The organism is Mycoplasma sp. 246B, from assembly GCF_054353935.1.
Genome location: NZ_JBTHHM010000004.1, coordinates 1 through 17915, shown reverse-complemented (window position 1 = coordinate 17915; position 17915 = coordinate 1). Strand labels below are relative to the sequence as shown.

Annotated in this window: 16 protein-coding genes and 1 tRNA gene; 9 read left to right on the top strand and 8 right to left on the bottom strand. The window is 27.5% G+C overall.

Translation table 4 applies throughout. From position 1 onward, the window contains the following. The first annotated feature begins 113 nt into the window (after positions 1-113). The 4 genes from ACXYRR_RS02425 to ACXYRR_RS02410 all read left to right on the top strand — a co-directional run bounded on the left by ACXYRR_RS02425 (position 114) and on the right by ACXYRR_RS02410 (position 5943). Complete coding sequence (locus ACXYRR_RS02425; RefSeq protein WP_458597633.1) at positions 114-1610, top strand: hexose phosphate transporter; 1497 nt, start codon at positions 114-116, stop codon at positions 1608-1610. Between the two features lie 95 nt (positions 1611-1705). Continuing rightward, positions 1706-4270 carry a DNA topoisomerase (ATP-hydrolyzing) gene (locus ACXYRR_RS02420; RefSeq protein ID WP_458597632.1) on the top strand — a complete coding sequence of 855 codons (2565 nt, stop codon included), beginning with the start codon at positions 1706-1708 and terminating at the stop codon, positions 4268-4270. A gap of 1 nt (position 4271) precedes the next feature. Further along, positions 4272-5351, top strand: a complete 1080-nt coding sequence (locus ACXYRR_RS02415) for a hypothetical protein (RefSeq protein WP_458597631.1) — start codon at positions 4272-4274, stop codon at positions 5349-5351. After that, positions 5344-5943, top strand: coding sequence for a hypothetical protein (locus tag ACXYRR_RS02410; RefSeq protein WP_458597630.1), 600 nt, complete (start codon positions 5344-5346; stop codon positions 5941-5943). Before ACXYRR_RS02415 ends, ACXYRR_RS02410 begins: the two co-directional genes overlap by 8 nt. A 4-nt stretch (positions 5944-5947) precedes the next feature. On the opposite strand, the gene ACXYRR_RS02405 is transcribed toward ACXYRR_RS02410, so the two are convergent. Further along, a complete protein-coding gene (locus ACXYRR_RS02405) occupies positions 5948-6682 on the bottom strand; it encodes a class I SAM-dependent methyltransferase (RefSeq protein ID WP_458597629.1) in 735 nt (244 codons plus the stop codon). After that, positions 6663-8396: an LppA-related lipoprotein gene (locus tag ACXYRR_RS02400; RefSeq protein ID WP_458597628.1), complete on the bottom strand. Its 1734-nt coding sequence runs from the start codon at positions 8394-8396 to the stop codon at positions 6663-6665. Before ACXYRR_RS02400 ends, ACXYRR_RS02405 begins: the two co-directional genes overlap by 20 nt. Positions 8397-8542: 146 nt before the next feature. Here ACXYRR_RS02400 and ACXYRR_RS02395 point away from each other — a divergent pair, with 146 nt between their 5' ends. Beyond that, positions 8543-8758: an MAG6790 family protein gene (locus tag ACXYRR_RS02395; protein WP_435130013.1), complete on the top strand. Its 216-nt coding sequence runs from the start codon at positions 8543-8545 to the stop codon at positions 8756-8758. A 31-nt stretch (positions 8759-8789) separates the two neighbouring features. Here ACXYRR_RS02395 and ACXYRR_RS02390 read toward each other — a convergent pair whose 3' ends face one another. Further along, positions 8790-9014 (bottom strand): sigma factor-like helix-turn-helix DNA-binding protein, encoded by a 225-nt coding sequence (locus tag ACXYRR_RS02390; RefSeq protein ID WP_435130016.1) that lies wholly within the window; start codon positions 9012-9014, stop codon positions 8790-8792. Then, a complete protein-coding gene (gene ftsY, locus ACXYRR_RS02385) occupies positions 9007-10050 on the bottom strand; it encodes a signal recognition particle-docking protein FtsY (RefSeq protein WP_435130018.1) in 1044 nt (347 codons plus the stop codon). Before ftsY ends, ACXYRR_RS02390 begins: the two co-directional genes overlap by 8 nt. A 127-nt stretch (positions 10051-10177) precedes the next feature. On the opposite strand from ftsY, the gene ACXYRR_RS02380 reads away from it, so the two are divergent. Further along, positions 10178-10251 (top strand) — tRNA-Gly (locus tag ACXYRR_RS02380). 269 nt (positions 10252-10520) lie between these two features. On the opposite strand, the gene ACXYRR_RS02375 is transcribed toward ACXYRR_RS02380, so the two are convergent. The 3 genes from ACXYRR_RS02375 to ACXYRR_RS02365 are packed head-to-tail and all read right to left on the bottom strand — an operon-like array spanning position 10521 to position 12865. Further along, positions 10521-11618 carry a hypothetical protein gene (locus tag ACXYRR_RS02375; RefSeq protein WP_458597627.1) on the bottom strand — a complete coding sequence of 366 codons (1098 nt, stop codon included), beginning with the start codon at positions 11616-11618 and terminating at the stop codon, positions 10521-10523. Positions 11619-11674: 56 nt separating this feature from the next. Beyond that, positions 11675-12322: a hypothetical protein gene (locus ACXYRR_RS02370; RefSeq protein WP_458597626.1), complete on the bottom strand. Its 648-nt coding sequence runs from the start codon at positions 12320-12322 to the stop codon at positions 11675-11677. A gap of 36 nt (positions 12323-12358) precedes the next feature. Beyond that, positions 12359-12865 (bottom strand): hypothetical protein, encoded by a 507-nt coding sequence (locus tag ACXYRR_RS02365; RefSeq protein WP_458597625.1) that lies wholly within the window; start codon positions 12863-12865, stop codon positions 12359-12361. A 278-nt stretch (positions 12866-13143) separates the two neighbouring features. On the opposite strand from ACXYRR_RS02365, the gene ACXYRR_RS02360 reads away from it, so the two are divergent. From ACXYRR_RS02360 to ACXYRR_RS02350, 3 genes are all read left to right on the top strand, one after another. Then, on the top strand, positions 13144-14559 hold the full coding sequence (locus ACXYRR_RS02360; protein WP_458597624.1) for an MFS transporter: 1416 nt from the start codon (positions 13144-13146) through the stop codon (positions 14557-14559). A 189-nt stretch (positions 14560-14748) separates the two neighbouring features. After that, complete coding sequence (locus ACXYRR_RS02355) at positions 14749-15546, top strand: alpha/beta hydrolase (RefSeq protein ID WP_458597623.1); 798 nt, start codon at positions 14749-14751, stop codon at positions 15544-15546. 29 nt (positions 15547-15575) lie between these two features. Next, positions 15576-17012: an MFS transporter gene (locus ACXYRR_RS02350; protein ID WP_458597622.1), complete on the top strand. Its 1437-nt coding sequence runs from the start codon at positions 15576-15578 to the stop codon at positions 17010-17012. A 26-nt stretch (positions 17013-17038) separates the two neighbouring features. On the opposite strand, the gene ACXYRR_RS02345 is transcribed toward ACXYRR_RS02350, so the two are convergent. Next, on the bottom strand, positions 17039-17656 hold the full coding sequence (locus ACXYRR_RS02345; protein WP_458597621.1) for a hypothetical protein: 618 nt from the start codon (positions 17654-17656) through the stop codon (positions 17039-17041). Between the last annotated feature and the right edge of the window lie 259 nt (positions 17657-17915).

Genomic DNA, 17915 nt, shown 5'->3' with positions numbered 1-17915 from the left:
GCAAATATTTTTACATTATATGCAAAATAAATATTATAAATATGTAAAAATATTTTAATTTATAATTTTCAATTTATAATTTAATAGAGTTTAAGACTCAGAAAGGGTGTATTATGCAAACGATATTAAAGATGTTACATTTAGATAACATCGAAAGTATGTCACCTAAGAAAAAGTTATTCTATGGATTATTATTATGAATTTCAATTTCTTTTGGTTATACACTGTTTGTTGTAAATTTTGGTTTTAGTGGATTGCTCAATGGCGGCGGAAAAGGCACACCTGGAGTTCTAGGACATTTTAATATAGAAAATAATGCTGCATTTCAGCTAACTAATCAAGCAACTAACTGAGGTATTACGATAGGTCGCGGGATTGGTTCAATATTAGTTGCTGTTATTTTAACTAGATTAGCACATCGTTGGACAGTTATTATAGCATTTATTTTGACTTTAATAGGTATTCCAGCGCAATGAATTTTTCCGGCTTCTCAAGGTGGATATGTAGGTTTTGTTATCTTTAGAACTTTGATGGCTATCGGTGGAACAATGTTGATAATTCTTACTCAGCCAGTTGTTGCTAGATTCTTTAATGCAAAAACTAAATCAATAGTTTCACAATTTGGAATTTGATTCTTCCCTCTTGGTTCAATTATTACAGTTGTAACATTTTTGGCAGCAAATCCTAATGATGTAAAAAGTGCATGACAAATCATTTTTACTGTAATTAGTGCATTAAACATTATACCATTGCTTATTTTCATTTTTGTTGGTTCTAGATTCGGTATCAAAACAGAACAAGAGCGAGCAAAAGAACCTAATCCATTCGTATTTTTATGAATGTATTTGAAGAAAAAACAAACATACATTTGAATTTTAGTTTATGGTGGATGATTATGTGCTGTTGTGCTCCCACAGGTATTATCTAAAAGATTATTTATTGATTTAACAACACTTAGAAACCTTGATAAAGCAACAAAAGAAATTCCTTCTGCTCAGTTAGAAAAACTCATAAATATTTGATTAGTTATTTATTGAGCAGCAGTGTTTTTAGGTCCTATTACAATCGGACTTTGATCAAGATTTAAATTAAAACGTAAACTTTATCAAGTATTTGCTTTAACATTTGGAATATTATTTTACATATTCTCTATGGTTGTATTTACTAAATGAATTGTTCCTTCAAATGGTAGTGTTGGTTCACAAGTAATATTCTACATTTTTGCATTTATCACTGGATTATGTCTTTGAGGAATTCAAGGCGTTATGCTTAATCTACCACACGAATATCCAGAACGTGATCCACAAACCATTGGTTGAATGTTTAGTTTAATTTGAGGATTTGGATACTTAATGTTTACAGTTGGATTAATTATTATTTCAGCTGTTACATTAATTGGCAAGAGTGTAAATCCAGTTGCTGCAGGACAAGTTGATCCAAATACACTTAAATATTCAATAATTCAGTTTATCTTAATTATTGTCTTTGGATTGATTTCTGTACTTGGTACCTTGTTGCTTCGCGAACCAGATCCAAATGCAGAATCGATGCCAAGTTGAATGAAAAAGATCTTTAGTTTTTTAGGTAAAAAAAACCTAGATAAAAATTAAACAAATACATTACTTTAAAACAACAACTCCAAGGAATTGTTGTTTTTTAACAAAATACAAGAATAAATTATATAATTAAATTATTAAGGAGTTATATGAGTGCAACTGAAAAAGCAATTATAGATAAAATAATAAATGAATCATTAGATAAAATAATGGCAGAAAGATTTGGTCGCTATGCAAAATATGTTATCCAACAACGAGCATTACCAGATATTAAAGACGGGTTAAAACCCGTTCAAAGGCGGATTTTATATTCAATGTATGGATTAGGTCTTGATTATGATAAGTCTTATAAAAAATCAGCTAGAGTAGTAGGTGATGTTATCGGTAAATACCACCCACACGGTGATTCATCGGTTTATGAAGCGATGGTTAATATGTCACAGTCTTGAAAATCAAATATTCCGTTACTTGATATGCATGGGAATATCGGGTCAGTAGATAATGATCCTGCTGCTGCAATGCGTTATACCGAAGTAAGATTATCAAAAGTATGTCAATATATTTTAAATGATTTAAAAAAGAATACTGTTGCATTTATTCCTAACTTTGATGATAGTGAGCAAGAACCTGCTGTGCTACCATCAATTTTCCCTACATTATTAGTGAATGGAGCAAAAGGAATTGCTGTTGGTATGGCTACTGATTTACCACCACATAATCTTGGTGAAGTCATTGATGCTACTATTGCAAAAATCAAAAAGCCTTATATAACCTTAAAAGAAGTTCAAAAATACATTTTTGGACCAGATTTTCCGACAGGTGGGATTATCAAAGGAATCAAAGGGATTAATGATGCTTTTGAATTTGGTAATAATCCAAAAGAAAAAATACATTTATATAGTAAATGTAATTTATATACAAAAGATAATTATAAGTATATAGAAATTACACAGATTCCCTATGGAGTTGCTAAATCAGCATTGGTATATGAAATTGATTTATTAATTAACAAAGGTGAAATCGATGGGGTAATTGAAATTAAGGATCAATCTGATCGAAATGGAATAAATATTCTTATTACGATGCACCCAAGTGTTAATGAACAAAGTGTGTTATCATATTTATACCAAAAAACACAACTTAAGGTTTCTTATTCATATAATAATACTGTAATTCAAAACAATCAACCTAAACTTTTATCTCTATTAGATATGCTTGAAAGTTATTCATTGCAAGTTAAGAATATAAAAACCAAGACATTGCAATATGATTTAACAAAGAACAAATTACGTTTAGAAATTGTTAAAGGTTTTATTAAAGTTTCTGAAATTACAGATAAAGTTATTAAAGTTATCCGTCAATCAGAAGGTTCAAAAGCAGGTGTGATAAAAGATTTGATGCATTATTTTGCATTTAGTGAAATTCAAGCAACAGCAATTGCTGAGTTAAGATTATACCGTTTAAGTAAGACAGATAAACAGGCATATTTAAAAGAAAAAGAAGATTTAGAAAAAGAAATTGCTCATATTGAACAACTGCTTAGTGATCCACAAAAATTTAATAATTTTATTATAAAAATACTTAATGAAATTAAAAAAGAGTTTGCTAGTCCGAGAAAAACCTTGATAGAAACTGAAAGTTTTGATTTTTCACATAAAGAAACCGACTTAATTAAAGAAGAAGATGTTTATATTTGTGTTTCGCAAAATGGCTATATTAAAAGATTTAGTCAAAAAACACAAGAAAATAATAATTTAAGCAATTATTATCTTAAGGAAGATGACAACATTATTCATATATCTAAAATGAATACAATGCATAATTTACTAGTGTTTACTAATTTAGGTAATTACATAATTCTACCTATTCATAAAATAACTGAAAATAAATGAAAAGATTATGGAACATCTTTAAAAGAACTTTTCAACCTTAAAATAGATGAAAAGATTATCTCTGTGATTGAAGTAGCAGATTGAAATTCTGATTTATTTATTGTCACTGGAAGCAAAAACGGATTTTTCAAAAGAACCAAATTAAGTGATTTTGCTGTCCAAAGAGTTAATAAAACTTATGTAGCAATGTCTTTAATTGATAATGATATTATGCTTGGTGCTTATTTATCAAATAACCAAAACCATCTTTTAATAGTTTCCGATGAATCACTAATAACTTGCTATCCTGAAATAGAAATTAATACTTATGGAACCAAAGCAAAAGGGATAAAAGGTGTTTACTTGTCACTCAGTGATAAAGTTAGTGATTTTAGAATAATTAATTTAGAAGATGAATATTTATTTGTTTCAAAACAAGGTTATTGAAGCAAAATAAAGGGCTCAAAACTACCTATAACATCTAAATCAATAAAAGGAAAAAAAATAGCAGGAATCAAGGAATTAGGTGCTAATATCAAAGTTGCAAATATTAGCAGAAAACAAGAATTACTAATCCAATCCATAGAACATAATTTAATTAGATACTTAGGATATATAGAAATAAAAGAAAAAACAAGTTATATAGATTTTAATAATATTCAACATATTTTTATCAATGATATTCAGAAACAAGAAAATATTGATCCATTAAGTGATTTTAGTGTTAAAACAATAAAAAAACACGATGAAAATATAAAAAAATCTGAAGAAAAAGTTAAAGAAAAAGAAAAGGATTTAGATTCTTTGCTAGATCGTGTGGATAAATTATTAGGATTAAAATAATATGGATAAAAAACACTTATACCATGTATTCAAAAGCGAAATATTGAATTTACATTCGATAAATGATATAGCAAAGTTATGAAACCTACATACTGGGACAATAAATCGTTGAATTTTAAAGCAAGAAGTACCAAGCAACTACTTTAACCATATAAATAAACTTTTAAATCATAAATATCAAGCTGATTTTAATGAGCAGCAGTATTATAAAAATATGGATCAGTTTTTTACGCCAGTAAAGGTTGCTAAACAAATGATTGAAAAAACGGTTAAATTTATTAAAAAACACTATGATATAGACTTAAAAGAATATGACTTAATAGAACCATCGGCTGGAAATGGGAGTTTTTCTAATAATTTTCCTAAGGAATTATTTAATCAAACTTATGCATTTGATATTGAACCACAAAAAGAAAGTATTCTTAAACAAGATTGATTAGAATATTATCCAAAAAATGATAAAAACATTGTTATCGGAAATCCTCCCTTTGGACTTCGTGGACAACTTGCTTTACAGTTTATTAATCATGCAGCAAAATTTTGTGACTTTATATGTTTTATTTTACCTCCACTCTTTAATTCTAATGGTAAAGGATCACCGATGCTAAGAATAAACAAGAATTTTTATTTAGCAGCAGAATTTAAGGTAAATGATGACAAATTTCATTATCCAAATAACAAGATTATTAATGTTAAAAGTATTTTTCAGATATGAACAAAACTACCATCTCATAGTGTAAAACCAATTAAACCACCCAAAAAAGTTAGTGACTGGATAAAAGTATATTCTTTAAGTAATGGCTCTACACCGAGTTCAAAAAGAAATGTTAAAATGTTGGATAAGTGTGATTATTATCTACCATCTACAACATTTTCAGAAGTTAGTTTAGAAACAAGTTTTTCTAAATTACCACATAATCGAGGATATGGTATTGTTATTTTAAAAGAAAAACAAAGAATACAAAAAATAATTGAAAGTGTTGATTGAAAATCTAAAAGTTTTAAATCGACAAACTCTGCTAATAATCTTAGAACACAACTTATTATTGATGCTATTGAAGAACGGATAAAAAATGATTAAAAGTATTTATGAAGAATTGATTGAATTAATTGATGAAGAAATTAATAAGCATCCTTGAAAATTAACGGATAAATTTGCAAGTATAAGAAAAATCCAAATTGATCAAAGAGGTAGAGTTGGAGAAAAGTTTTTTACAACTATATTTAAGGAATTAAATAAGGAAGTTATCTATCAACAAGATGGATTCGGTGATTGAGATATAGTAGTAGATGGAGTTAAAATCGAAATAAAAACCGCTACCTTGGATGTTAGTAAGAAATTTCAACATGAAGGGATTAAAGAAAATAAGTCTTGGGATGTTATAGCATTCTTGGATATTGCACCAAATGACTTATATATAAGTTTTATCCATAAAGATGATTTTAAGTTTGGTTTGCAAAAAGTTAAAAATGATTTAGTTATAAAATACGGGACAGTAAAAATTAATGGTAAGATTCAAAATATTCATTTTAGAGGCAAAGAACAAACAAGTAAAAGGGCAACAGGATCAGGTTATAAAGTAGATTTTAAATTAGAGGATTTAAAAATTACAAGAACTCTTAAGGATATCGAAAATATCTATGAGCAAGCGATAAAAGAAAAACCACACTAGTGGTTTAAACTTTTTTACATATTCAAAAGTAAGTATTATCAGCAAATTCTATAACTTCTTTTGTTTCGTTATAACTTTCATCTCTATTTATTATAGAAATGACTTCAAAACCATTTTCAGTTAGCAAATTAACCAGTTCATCTTTATTATAAAGGTGAAAGAAATCATAAAAACCATCTTCGTTTTTAAAAATTAAGTCTCCTTTGCTTTCAATTTTAAATTCCTGAGTTTGTTGAATGTTTTCTAGTTTTAATCTTTGTCTATATTTTTCTTCATCTCTTAGGTGTGCTGTAAAGATGAAGATTCCGTTTGGTTTTAATGTACGATAAATTTCTTTTAATGCCAGAATACGAGATTTTTCAGATGGTATTCCGATAAAACCGTTAAAAGAAAAGAAAGTATATTCAAAAAAGTTGTTTGGGAAAATTAAATCACAAGCATCCATATATTTAAATCGAATTGTATTATTAGGGAGCAATTTTGCTATTTGCAATGCTGTATCAACCATTTCTTTTGAAATATCAATAGCATAGATATTTTGATATCCTAATTCTTGTAGATTAAATGATGTTCTACCTGCTCCACAACCTAAATCCAGTAAATTTTCTTGCTTATTTCTAAATCACTTATTAACTAAATCTAATTCAGATGTTCATAAACCTACATTAGTAATAGCTAACGAATATTTTAAAATACTAGTATTTTTTGAAAAGACAGATTTAGCGTTTTTCAAGTGCATCCAATCTTACTGAACCAATTACGTGATGAACAATATTTTTTTCTTCATCATAGCCGTTATCAGAAAGATCACTATATGAATTTCTTACTCCTATAGGTGTGATAACATCAAAATTAAAAGTTACATTGTATCCATTTGTAGTTGATTTTTTAATTATAACTTTCATATTTTGAATTGTTTTATCAGATGCGGAACTATTTATATTTTGATTAAGTCTACTAAAGTATGGATATAACACAAATCCTTGTTGTAAACCGATGTAATTTTTAGTGTTTAATGAAGCATACGTCACTTTATATGCACCTAATGGATCAGTTACATCAACTAATAATTTATCAAATATCTTTTTAGTGATAAGAGCAAGTTGCACGTCACCTATTTCACTTGTGATATCTATATCTGCACTAGGATTTTTATGCTTGTCAATTGTTTGTTTTAAATTATTGTTTTGTGTAATAATTGATGTTAAGTCTGCTGCTGTAATAAAGTAAGAAACTATATCGTTTTGCATATTAACATCTTTTTGTAGTTTTCTTAAACCATTAAATTCAAATTCTTGATTAATACTTGCTTCATTTGAATGATTATCATGTTGATTTTCGATTAATACTTGAATTCCTAAGGTTCCTGCTTCATCGTTGAATTTAACACCTGTAATTTTATATTCATATAAGTATTCTAATGATTTATTTTTTTCTAAAAACTGTGTTTTTAATGAATCATTTAAGGAAGCCACCCCATTTGTAAATAAGCTAGTATTTTTATTAAATAGTTGTTCAAAATTAATAATTGTTTCATCTTCTTTTGCCTGCATTTGTAATTCATTATATTTATTTGGATCTTCTGAATACATTAACATATAAGCAAGCAACGATGGAAAGAGTCTAGTTACCTTATCGGTAAGTGTTTTTTTGCTTAAAAAACTTTCTTTTTGGTTTGTTTTTGATGTAGAATTATTTACTTTAAAACCATTTATATTGAATCTTAAAGTTTTTTCTTCAATATTTGGATTTTTAGTAGTAAATGTTAATGCAATATTATTTATTGTTCCATTATTTTGGTTTGTATAAAAATCATTATTTGTATCAGTAAATGCTACATTATATTTATTCTGTAGTTCATTATTAATATTTAGTATGCTAAGTAAATTGCTTTTTTCAGTTTTTAATTTTAATCATGCTGCAGCAGAATCATGTTCTTTGTAGAATTTGTTTGCATTAGTTATAGTGATATTTTTTTGTAAGTTTATAACATCAGAAAAATCATTTTTCATTATTGATTGCTGTGGGTTAGTTTTAGATGTATCAGGGTGCTTTTGGATTTCTCTTATTTCTTGTTCGCTTTGCTTACTTGAATCGGTATTAGTTTTGTTTTCTGAGTTATCTGGTGTTTTAACATCTTTTGAAGTCTCATCGTTCTTTGGTTTATCAATTGGTTGTTGTTGCTGCTGTTGACTATCTGAAACTGGGGTTTTTGGTTTAGGAGTTGATGATTCATCATTTTTAGGTTCATGATTTTCTGGATTACCTTGTTTTTTTGATGGATTGTTGGGTTGTTGATTAGGTGGTGTATCGACAGGTTTTTTTATTTCAATCGGAGTTTCTTTAATTTCTTTTCTTGGTTTTTCTTGCGTTTTATTAGCACAAGCAACTGCTAAAATAGGTGCAGTTGCTAATGATGATAGTAATCAAAATATTCGTTTATTCTTTTTCATAGATAAATTCTATATTATATTTACACAAACAAAAATTTTATTTTCATATTATTTTCGTAATCTTAGTTAAATTATCTTAATTATTTGTTGTTATAAATCCAATCTTTGCTAAGATATAATATAATATACATAGAAACGGAGATAAAATGTATAAATACAAAGCAAAATTATTATCTAGCAATGAAGTCATTGCAAAAGCTAATTCATTAGAAGAATTAGAAGGTTTAATTAAAGGTTTCCGTCGTGGACAAAAACATGGCTTGCATACACAAGGAAATGAAAAAATTGAAATTATTCATGTTGAAAGAGATAACCTTAAAGGCGAACATTATTCAAAAGAAGTAGTTATTAAAACAGTTTAAATATCATAAAAGCAAGGGAACTTCCTTGCTTTTAATGCATTTTTTCTTCCAGTTTATCAAGTTTTTGTATGGTATGTTTAATTGTATCATAAACTGATGTTCTGGTTGTAGCAACAATTTCAGCAACTTCTGCATACGAGAGATCTTGATAAAAATATAACTGAAACAGTTGTTGTTGATTTTGTGTTAAAAAATTACGATATTTTTCAAATAATTTACTGTATTTTGTTAAATTTTCTAAACTCTTCTTAGACATCAATTAAATCCTTAGTCATCTGATAGATAAATAACTCTAAATCGAATTCTTGTAAGTCAGTTAGTTTTTCACCTAAACCAACATATTTAACTGATAAACCAAATTCATCTTTTATAGATAAAACAATTCCACCCTTAGAAGTTCCGTCCATTTTAGTTAAAATAATACCAGTTAAATCAGCAATTTCTTTAAAACTTTTTGCTTGTGATAATCCGTTTTGTCCTGTAGTTGCATCTAAAACAAGCAATGATTCATGTGGAGCTGATGGTTCAAATCTCTTGATGATGCCAACCATTTTCTCTAATTCTTTCATTAAATTTACCTTGCTTTGTAAGCGTCCAGCAGTATCAATGATTAATAAATCGTATGATTCATTTTTTGATTTCTCTAATGCTTTATAAACAACAGAAGCAGGGTCCTCACCATTCTTAGTTGGTTTGATAATATCAGCACCAATGCGTTCAGCTCAAATTCCTAATTGATTTACTGCACCTGCTCTAAATGTATCAGCAGCAGCGATTAATACTTTTTTACCATCATTTATATATTTATAAGCAATCTTAGCAATTGAAGTAGTCTTTCCAGAACCATTTACTCCGACAAAAATAAACACATTTAGCCTGTTGTCTTGATAATCTAATTGTGTATTAGTTACTGAATCATTTGTATAAATTAAAAACATTTGATCAGCAACTATTTCACCAATAAGCTTTGGATCATCGATATTATTGGTTTTAACCTCCTTTTTAATTCTTTCAAGCATAACATCAACTAATGAAGAATTGATATCAGACATTATTAAAAGCTCCATTAATTCGTCAAAAAAATCTTCATCAATTTTTAAATGTCGATTTTGAATCTCGAGAAGTTGCTTACCAAAATTTGAACTACTTGAAAGGCCACTTTCGTATTTTCTAAATTTTTCACTATTAATAATTTCTTTTTGTTTTTGGATCTCTATTTCTTGCTGTTTTTCTTCAATTGTTTTTTTATCTCGTTTAAAAACCTTATTGATTAAATTCTTAAAAAAGCCCATTATTCTCCTAAAATTATGTATAATAGATAATATATAAATATTTTAACAAAAAGCAAGTTAAAAAAATAAATAATTTTTTTCTTTGAAAAAAAACTCTTAGTGCTATAATTAAATAGTAAATAAAGATGCGAGTATAGTTTAATGGCAGAACTTCAGCCTTCCAAGCTGACTATGAGGGTTCGATTCCCTTTACTCGCTCCATTTCAAATAATTGACCAATAACAAGTTTGCTTGTTATTTTTTTTAAAAACTTCACATATGTGCAGCCTATATAACTTTACCAATAATTTGATATCAATTTATTGTCCAAATTCACTAAAGTAGGACACCGTTGTGGTACCAACCCAGCTTCTTACTTTATATTAATCTTTTCTTCTTAGTTATATAATAAACAACATAATAAGTTGATAAATTTTATAAAATCTCATTTTTTACAAAAATCCATAGTTATAACTATGGATTAAATTCATCTAACTTATTTTGTCTATTTCTTTTGGATTCTGATTTTCATTAATAATTTTAACTATTTTGGAATAAATAGGATTTATTTTTTGTAAGAATAAAAATGCCTCTTGGTGTTTTTGAACTAGATTAACTAAAATAGCATTTTCTTTCTTTTTATAATCCGCATCTTTTGAATCAGCAACTTTTGAAATATTATTTGAAATTTCTTTCATAAGCAATATTGCTTGTTTTAAAACAACATCATTTGTATCAAGTTGTTTAATGATTTTGCTAAATGTAATAAAAATTTGCTCTTTATAATTTTTAAGTAATTCTAGATGGTTATAAGTTCTAAAGATTAAATACTCATTTATAAATTCTTTGATGTTCTCTTCGTGTAATTTTTTTGTTATTTTATTTATCTGTTTATTGTCTTTTGGGTTTTTTTGTTTAGTATCACTAATAGGATTAACTGGAACGACAGGAAAACTGTGTAATTTTTGTTGCTCTTTATATTTTACAGAAATAATGACATTATATTTGCTTATAATATTCTCAAATACTTCAAATTCTTGTTTATATAGATTATTGTATTCTTGCTTTAATTTGACGATTTCATCATTTAGATTTTGTGGTGTCTTAACTTCTGTGCTGTTGATAAAAGTAATTAATTTGTTTCAAATTTTAACTAAGTTATCCACATTTTTTGGTTCTAAGTTTACTAAGTTGCTGTGAATTTCACTTAAAAAATCTTTTGATGATTCATTATTAATATTTGCTTGGTATGAGACAAGCTGTTGTTGTAAAGTCCTACTTATTTGAGCAAGTAGATTTTCCTTTCTGGTTGTAAATTTAACTTCTAGTCTTTTATTAATAGGTTCTAAATCAGGAAGTTTATGGTTTTCGGTATTTTTAGGATTTTTGATAATATCAGCCTTTGAATCTTTCATTTTTGATTCATCGTCTTTTTTAACACCAGTTCCTTTATCATTAAAAATATTTGTCTTTGTTTGAATAAAATTATTTTCGTTATTTGAATTTATACTAAAAATAACTGCTGCTGATGTTGTTGCAGCAGAAATAACTGATGTAGTAATTCAAAATAACTTCTTTTTAGTTGACATTACAACCTCTGAATACTTATATATAATACTACTTTTTATAAATAAAAAACAGTTTTTTACCTGTAATCTAAACCATAAATATTTGAACCATATGAACCATAATTATTTATATTAGAGTAAGTATTAGGGATTGAGTTTGATTTACTTCTTGCTCATTGAGACACCCTTGAATTCATTTTAGAGATAATGTTTAAATATAGTTCTAATATTTTTTTATCTTCGGGTGTGTTATGTTTTTTCTCTAAAGCATTTGCTTCATTTTGAATTTTATTAAGGTCAATATTACCTGTTAAAGCAGAAGAAGTAATTTTATGAGATAAACTTTTGGTATCTTCAATAAAAGATTCCAATCTTTTTAATTCATTAATATCGTTAACTTGCTGTAACCCCTCAAGAGCAGCCTGTTTCATTTCATTAGTTAAGTCAGCAGGAAAAGAAATATGAATACCTAATGAATTATTAATACTAGAACTTTGTGATGTTATTAATGTAGTAAATTTTTGAGCAAGGTTCTGCTTTATAACATTAATATTTTCATTATTTTTAGCGATCTGTCTAATATCTTCTTCGTTTGTAGTTCCTTGATGTGACTTTTTACTTGCTTCTTGACTATTGTATATCGGAGCACAGGCAACTGTTAAAGCAACAGGTATTATAACAGAAGCAGCAGTAAAAGAAGAAATAAATTTTCGTTTTAATGTCATATTTTCCTTATTTAAATAGTAATATTTATAATTTACTTATCCTAAATTCAAACTACCAGAAATATTTTTGGTTAGTGATTTAGTGATAATTGGAGTAATTTTTAGATATATATTAGATATTGTTGTCATAAGTTGAACAGCATCGCTCCCGTATTTTTGTTGAAGTTTACTTACTCCACTTGCTGCATTTGGTGTATTTCCTGATATATAAGCTGATGTAGCTTCTTTTGTATCTTTTAGATATTCAATAAGTTTTTGCACAAAAGCATCATCTTTACCGGCTAAATCTTTTATCACTTCTGTTCTTACTTCTTCTTTAGTTTCAGCATCGATACTAAATGAAACTCCACTTACACCTAATGAAGATAATGTATTATTGTTCTTATAAATATTTTCATAGTTATTTAATATTTGATCTGCTACTTCTCTTTTTGCTTCTTCGCCAGTTTTATGACTTCCTGAATTGCAAGATACAACTAAAGCAATTGGTGCTAATGCGGAAACACTTGCAGATATAGAGAGTAATTTGTTTTTAATTGTCATATTTCTCCTTAGTTTCTTTATTATATCATATAAGGTAGATTTATATTCAAAAATTATGTGTTTGTTTTGGTTTTAAAATTCGTTTTAAAAACAAGGTATCAAAAGAAATGAAACACCTTAAAATTATGCAAAAAAATACCACAAAGCAATGTTTTTGCATAATTTTAATTATAATCAACTCAAAAAATCTTACATATTCGAAAATACTATATAATTTTATTTGCATATATAGAAACATTTACATAAAATTATGTTATTTTCTTACAAGAAAGGAAAATATGTTTGCGAGATTTAAATCATTCACCCCTAAGCAATGAATAGCATTAACGATTTTAGCTGCTGCTGATGTATTTGTTATTGCAATTCCGTATTATCTTAGAAATATTATCCCAAACTTTAACCAAACCTTAGGTATCCGTGAGGATCAACTTGCTAATTTGATAACAATTATAGGTATAGTTAAGTTATTGACTCAACTACCAGGCGGTTTTTTAGCAAACAAATATAGTTCGAGATGACTGTTATTTGGAGCCTGTGTCACTACTGCTTTGATTTCATTTTGATTCGGGGCTGCATTATTAACTACTAAAAATTATACTTATGATAATAATGAAGGATTATATATACAATATGCAATTATTTGAGGATTATGGGGTATAAGTTCCACACTAATCTTTTGAGCACCACTTTGAAAACTTGTTTCACAACAAGCAACTAAGGAAAATCAAGGAATTGCATATGGAGTAGTTAATTCATTTAATGGTATTATTGGATTTATTTTTGTATGAGTGTTATTGTTTTTATTTATTAAATTATGATACCCAGTAGTTAAAGAAAATCCAGCAAGCAATCAAGGTGTACCGTTTTCAGTTTTTGTGTTTATTTTAGCAGTATTTTTATTAGCAATTGCTGTGCTTACCTTATTTTTTGTTCCTGAAAAACCAAGAGAAAAATCCAATAAACCCAAAACACCATTTACATATGCAAAATTGAAGGCAGCATTATTTTCATTTTGAAAATCAATCCGTAATTGAAAATTATGAGCATTAGCTTTCTTTATAATGGGAATGTACATCTTCCAATCAGTGGTTCCATTTTATGCTCTGCAAATGATGACAAATGAGTATCATGCACCCCAAACATTGGTATTGATACTAACTGGTTTGATAGCATATGTGTTAAGAATCTTCATTTCTTGAATAGTCGGAATCTGAGCAGATAAAAGCCGTTCATATACATTATTTTTAATTATCGCTACTACATTGGCACTTATTTCGCTTGCAGGAACCATTTTAATAGGATATATAAAAAGTTCTTTTGTGGTAATTGGAATTAGTAGTTTATTATTTGTGGTAATTGGAACCTGTGTGTGAGCGATGGCTACATTACGTTATGCACAAGTTAATGAAGTTCATATTGAAAAAGGAACCTATGCTTCATCGGTTGGTATTATGTCATTTATTGGTTCATCATCAGATGCTTGATTTTCACCTATTTTAGCCGGTATTGGAAAACATTTTACAACCGAAGGAACACCAAATCCAAGTTTACAAGGATATCGTATCATTATCTTAGTTGCTTTATCAGTAGCATTCTTAGGATTTTTATCAGGTGTAATAGTATTTTTAAGCAATACCTTGGAACTTAAAAAACTTGGTAAAACAGATTACAAATGAAGAAAACTTGAAAATTAGTATTTAATAGCTAGGTTATTAACCTAGTTTTCTTTTAGTTGCAATAAGGTGTGGAAAAAATAAAATATAATTAATATATTTAGAAAATAAATAAAAAATAAACAACCTAATTATTAAAAAAATGTATAATAATTATGTTTATTATAAAAACATTTCCATAAATGTGTTATTTAAATTATAAAGGAGATTATGAAAACATTAAAATATGATTATCCATTAGTTGTTAAGGATAATAATCAACCAAAAAATCCAATTATATTCGTTCATGGATTTAACTCAAATCCAGAACTACACGATATATTTATGAAGCACTGAACACTTAGTGATTACTATGCATTAGCATTTCCAGGCAACAATATGGTTGAACCTAAAAATGGTGATGAAGTAAGTGTTGATTCATTTGCGGACTTATTAATTAAATTTATTAAAGATAACGATTTAAAAGATGTAGTTTTAATCGGACATTCAATGGGTGGTGGAACCATTTCGCTTGCATACAAAAAAGCACCTGAATTATTCGCTAAAATGATTTATGTCTCACCAATGAATAAGACTTTATTAGAACGTAAAGAAGAATTCTTTAAATTGTTTGCCCCACAAACCTTTGATGAATATAAGACACTGTTAGGTGCTTTATCACCTGTGTATTTACAAGCATTACAAGACCCTAGTGTTGAGGCACAACAAAGAGCATATTTTGAATCTGGCGCAGCAAGCAACCCACATGTAATGAAACTAGGTTTTTCACTTGCTGAAGAAAGTTTACACAATGCTGTTGAAGCAGGAATCGAAAGTATTAAAGTTCCTACATTATTGGTTTTAGGATCAAATGATATTATTATTAATTGTGAAAAAACAAAAACATACTTTTTAGCACATGCTAAAAATGTTACAGTTAAAGTTATTGAAAATACAGGACATGTTTCATTTTTAGAAGACTTTGTTAAATACTTTAGCATTCTATCTGAATTTTATTTAACTAAATAAAATTCATTATAAAATTAGAAAGGAGTAAAATGCTAAATAGGTTAAAAGAATTTACCTGAAAGCAAATTGTTGCATTAATTATTCTTGCGGCAGCTGATGTTTTTGTGATAGCAGTACCTTACTATCTTAAAAATATTATTCCTAACTTTAACTTATATTTAGGTATCCGAGAAGATCAAGTTGCAATATTAATCGCAATCATCGGGATAGTTACTTTAGTTACCCAACTTCCGGGTGGATTCTTAGCAAACAAATTTAGTTCCAGATGATTGTTGTTTATTGCTATTATTTCGACAGCAATTATCGCAGTGTGGTTTGCGATCTTGTTGCTTAATCAAAGAAGTTATCAACAAACAGCAGCATTGAGAGCTTCATTGTTTGCACAATATGCAGTTATATGGGGACTTTGAGGAGTAACATCGACATTGGTGTTCTGAAGTCCGTTATGAAAGCTTGTGTCACAACAAGCTAAAAAAGAAAATCAAGGATATGCATACGGATTAGAAAGTTCATTTAACGGAATCATCGGATTTATTTTAATTTGAGCATTAGGATTCTTAATTGCAACATTCTGAATTGGAAAATTAAGCAAAAACCAAGTTCCATCATCAGGTGTTCCATTTGCTGTTTATATCTTTATTGTAGTAGCATTCTTGATTTTAGTTGCAATTTTGGTAATGTTATTGGTTCCAGAACGGCCAATAGAAAAAGTTGCAGCAGATCCAAACAAACCAAAAGAAAAGTTTTCTTGAGTAAAATTTAAAGCATCTTTAAAAGAAGGATTTAAGAAACTTAAGAATTGAAAACTATGAGCATTATCAGTGTTTTTAATGGGAATGTACACTTTCCAAACTGTTTTTCCTTATTATGTTTTACAAATGCTGGTTAATGAATATGGGGCACCAGGATGAATTTCATTTATTTTAACCGGAATTATCTCGTATGGATTTAGAATCTTTATTTCTTGAGTAATTGGTGGTTGAGCAGATAAAACACGTTCATATATTATGTTTTTGGTAATTTCGACAGGATTAGCAATCGCTTCTATTGTTGTTATTATCTTGATTGGATACATTCAAAATGCTAATACCTTAATTATTGTATTAAGTATTCTATTATTTATGTTTATTGGTTCACTAACATGAGCTATGGCAACACTAAGATATGCTCAACTTAATGAAATCCATATTGAAAAAGGTAGTTATACTTCATCAGTAGGAGTTATGTCATTTATTGGTTTCTCATTAGATGCATGATTTTATCCAATGTCATCAGCTATCGGAAAAGCATACACACCATATAACGGATTCCATACTAGTTTACAAGGATATAGAATTATTATCAGTATTGCATTAGCAATCGCATTAGTTGGTTTATTAGCAGGTATTGCAGTATTTATTTCTAATATCAAAGAACTTAAAAAACTTGGCATAAATAAATTTAGATGAAGAGAATTAGTAAATTAGTAAAAAACTTCCTATGTAGGAAGTTTTTATAACTTTTCATCTTCTGATGGACGCTTTCACTTTAAATATTCTTCTTGTTCTTCATCGTGTTTTTGTTTTATAAAAAAATCTTTATATTTATTTTGAATTCATTTTTCAAAAGTATCATTTATATTGAATGATGCCTCTCTATCTCTAAAAAACCAACTGATAAATAAAACTAAGAGAAGAGTGTTTAATGTAATAAAGAGTCATATAGGATTAAAGTTTACTCGGTGCTTTAAAATACCTAAAACATTATAATCTGGATCAATAATCACTATAAATAATATTGAGTAACATAATAATAAAATAAATAAAATGGATTTAAAAATAATGCTTGTTTTAATATATAAATCGGATTTTGTCTTAACACCACTTATATCAATATCGATACCATTAGCTATATTTTCTAAAATCTTATTTTTTATATAAGTGTTATCCAACCCATCTCAAAATGATTTATAACCTTTATGTGAATAAATAAAACTCCGATATAAAAATTTAAAATGTCCACCAACTAAACTAAATATATATTTTATAATTAGTAGAGAGAAGAATGTATAAATTAATGATCTAATAATATATTGATATTTTCATTTTGGAAATTTTATTAAATAAAACAAAAGTCATATTGATAAATTTATTAGGCAAGCAAAAAATAAAAGTCACAAAATAATATTTACAATTTTTAAGGATATATATATCTTCCTAATTCTTAAATAATTATAATATTTATCAATATTACAGAAGAGATAAGGGACCTTAAAAAAAGTTGTGTATTCATAACTGAGTTATCTTCACAAAAAAAGATTTTTTAAAAAAATATTAAAAAAAGAGTGAAACTCCTTTAAAATTGTAAGTGAAATAAAACAAAGGAGAACA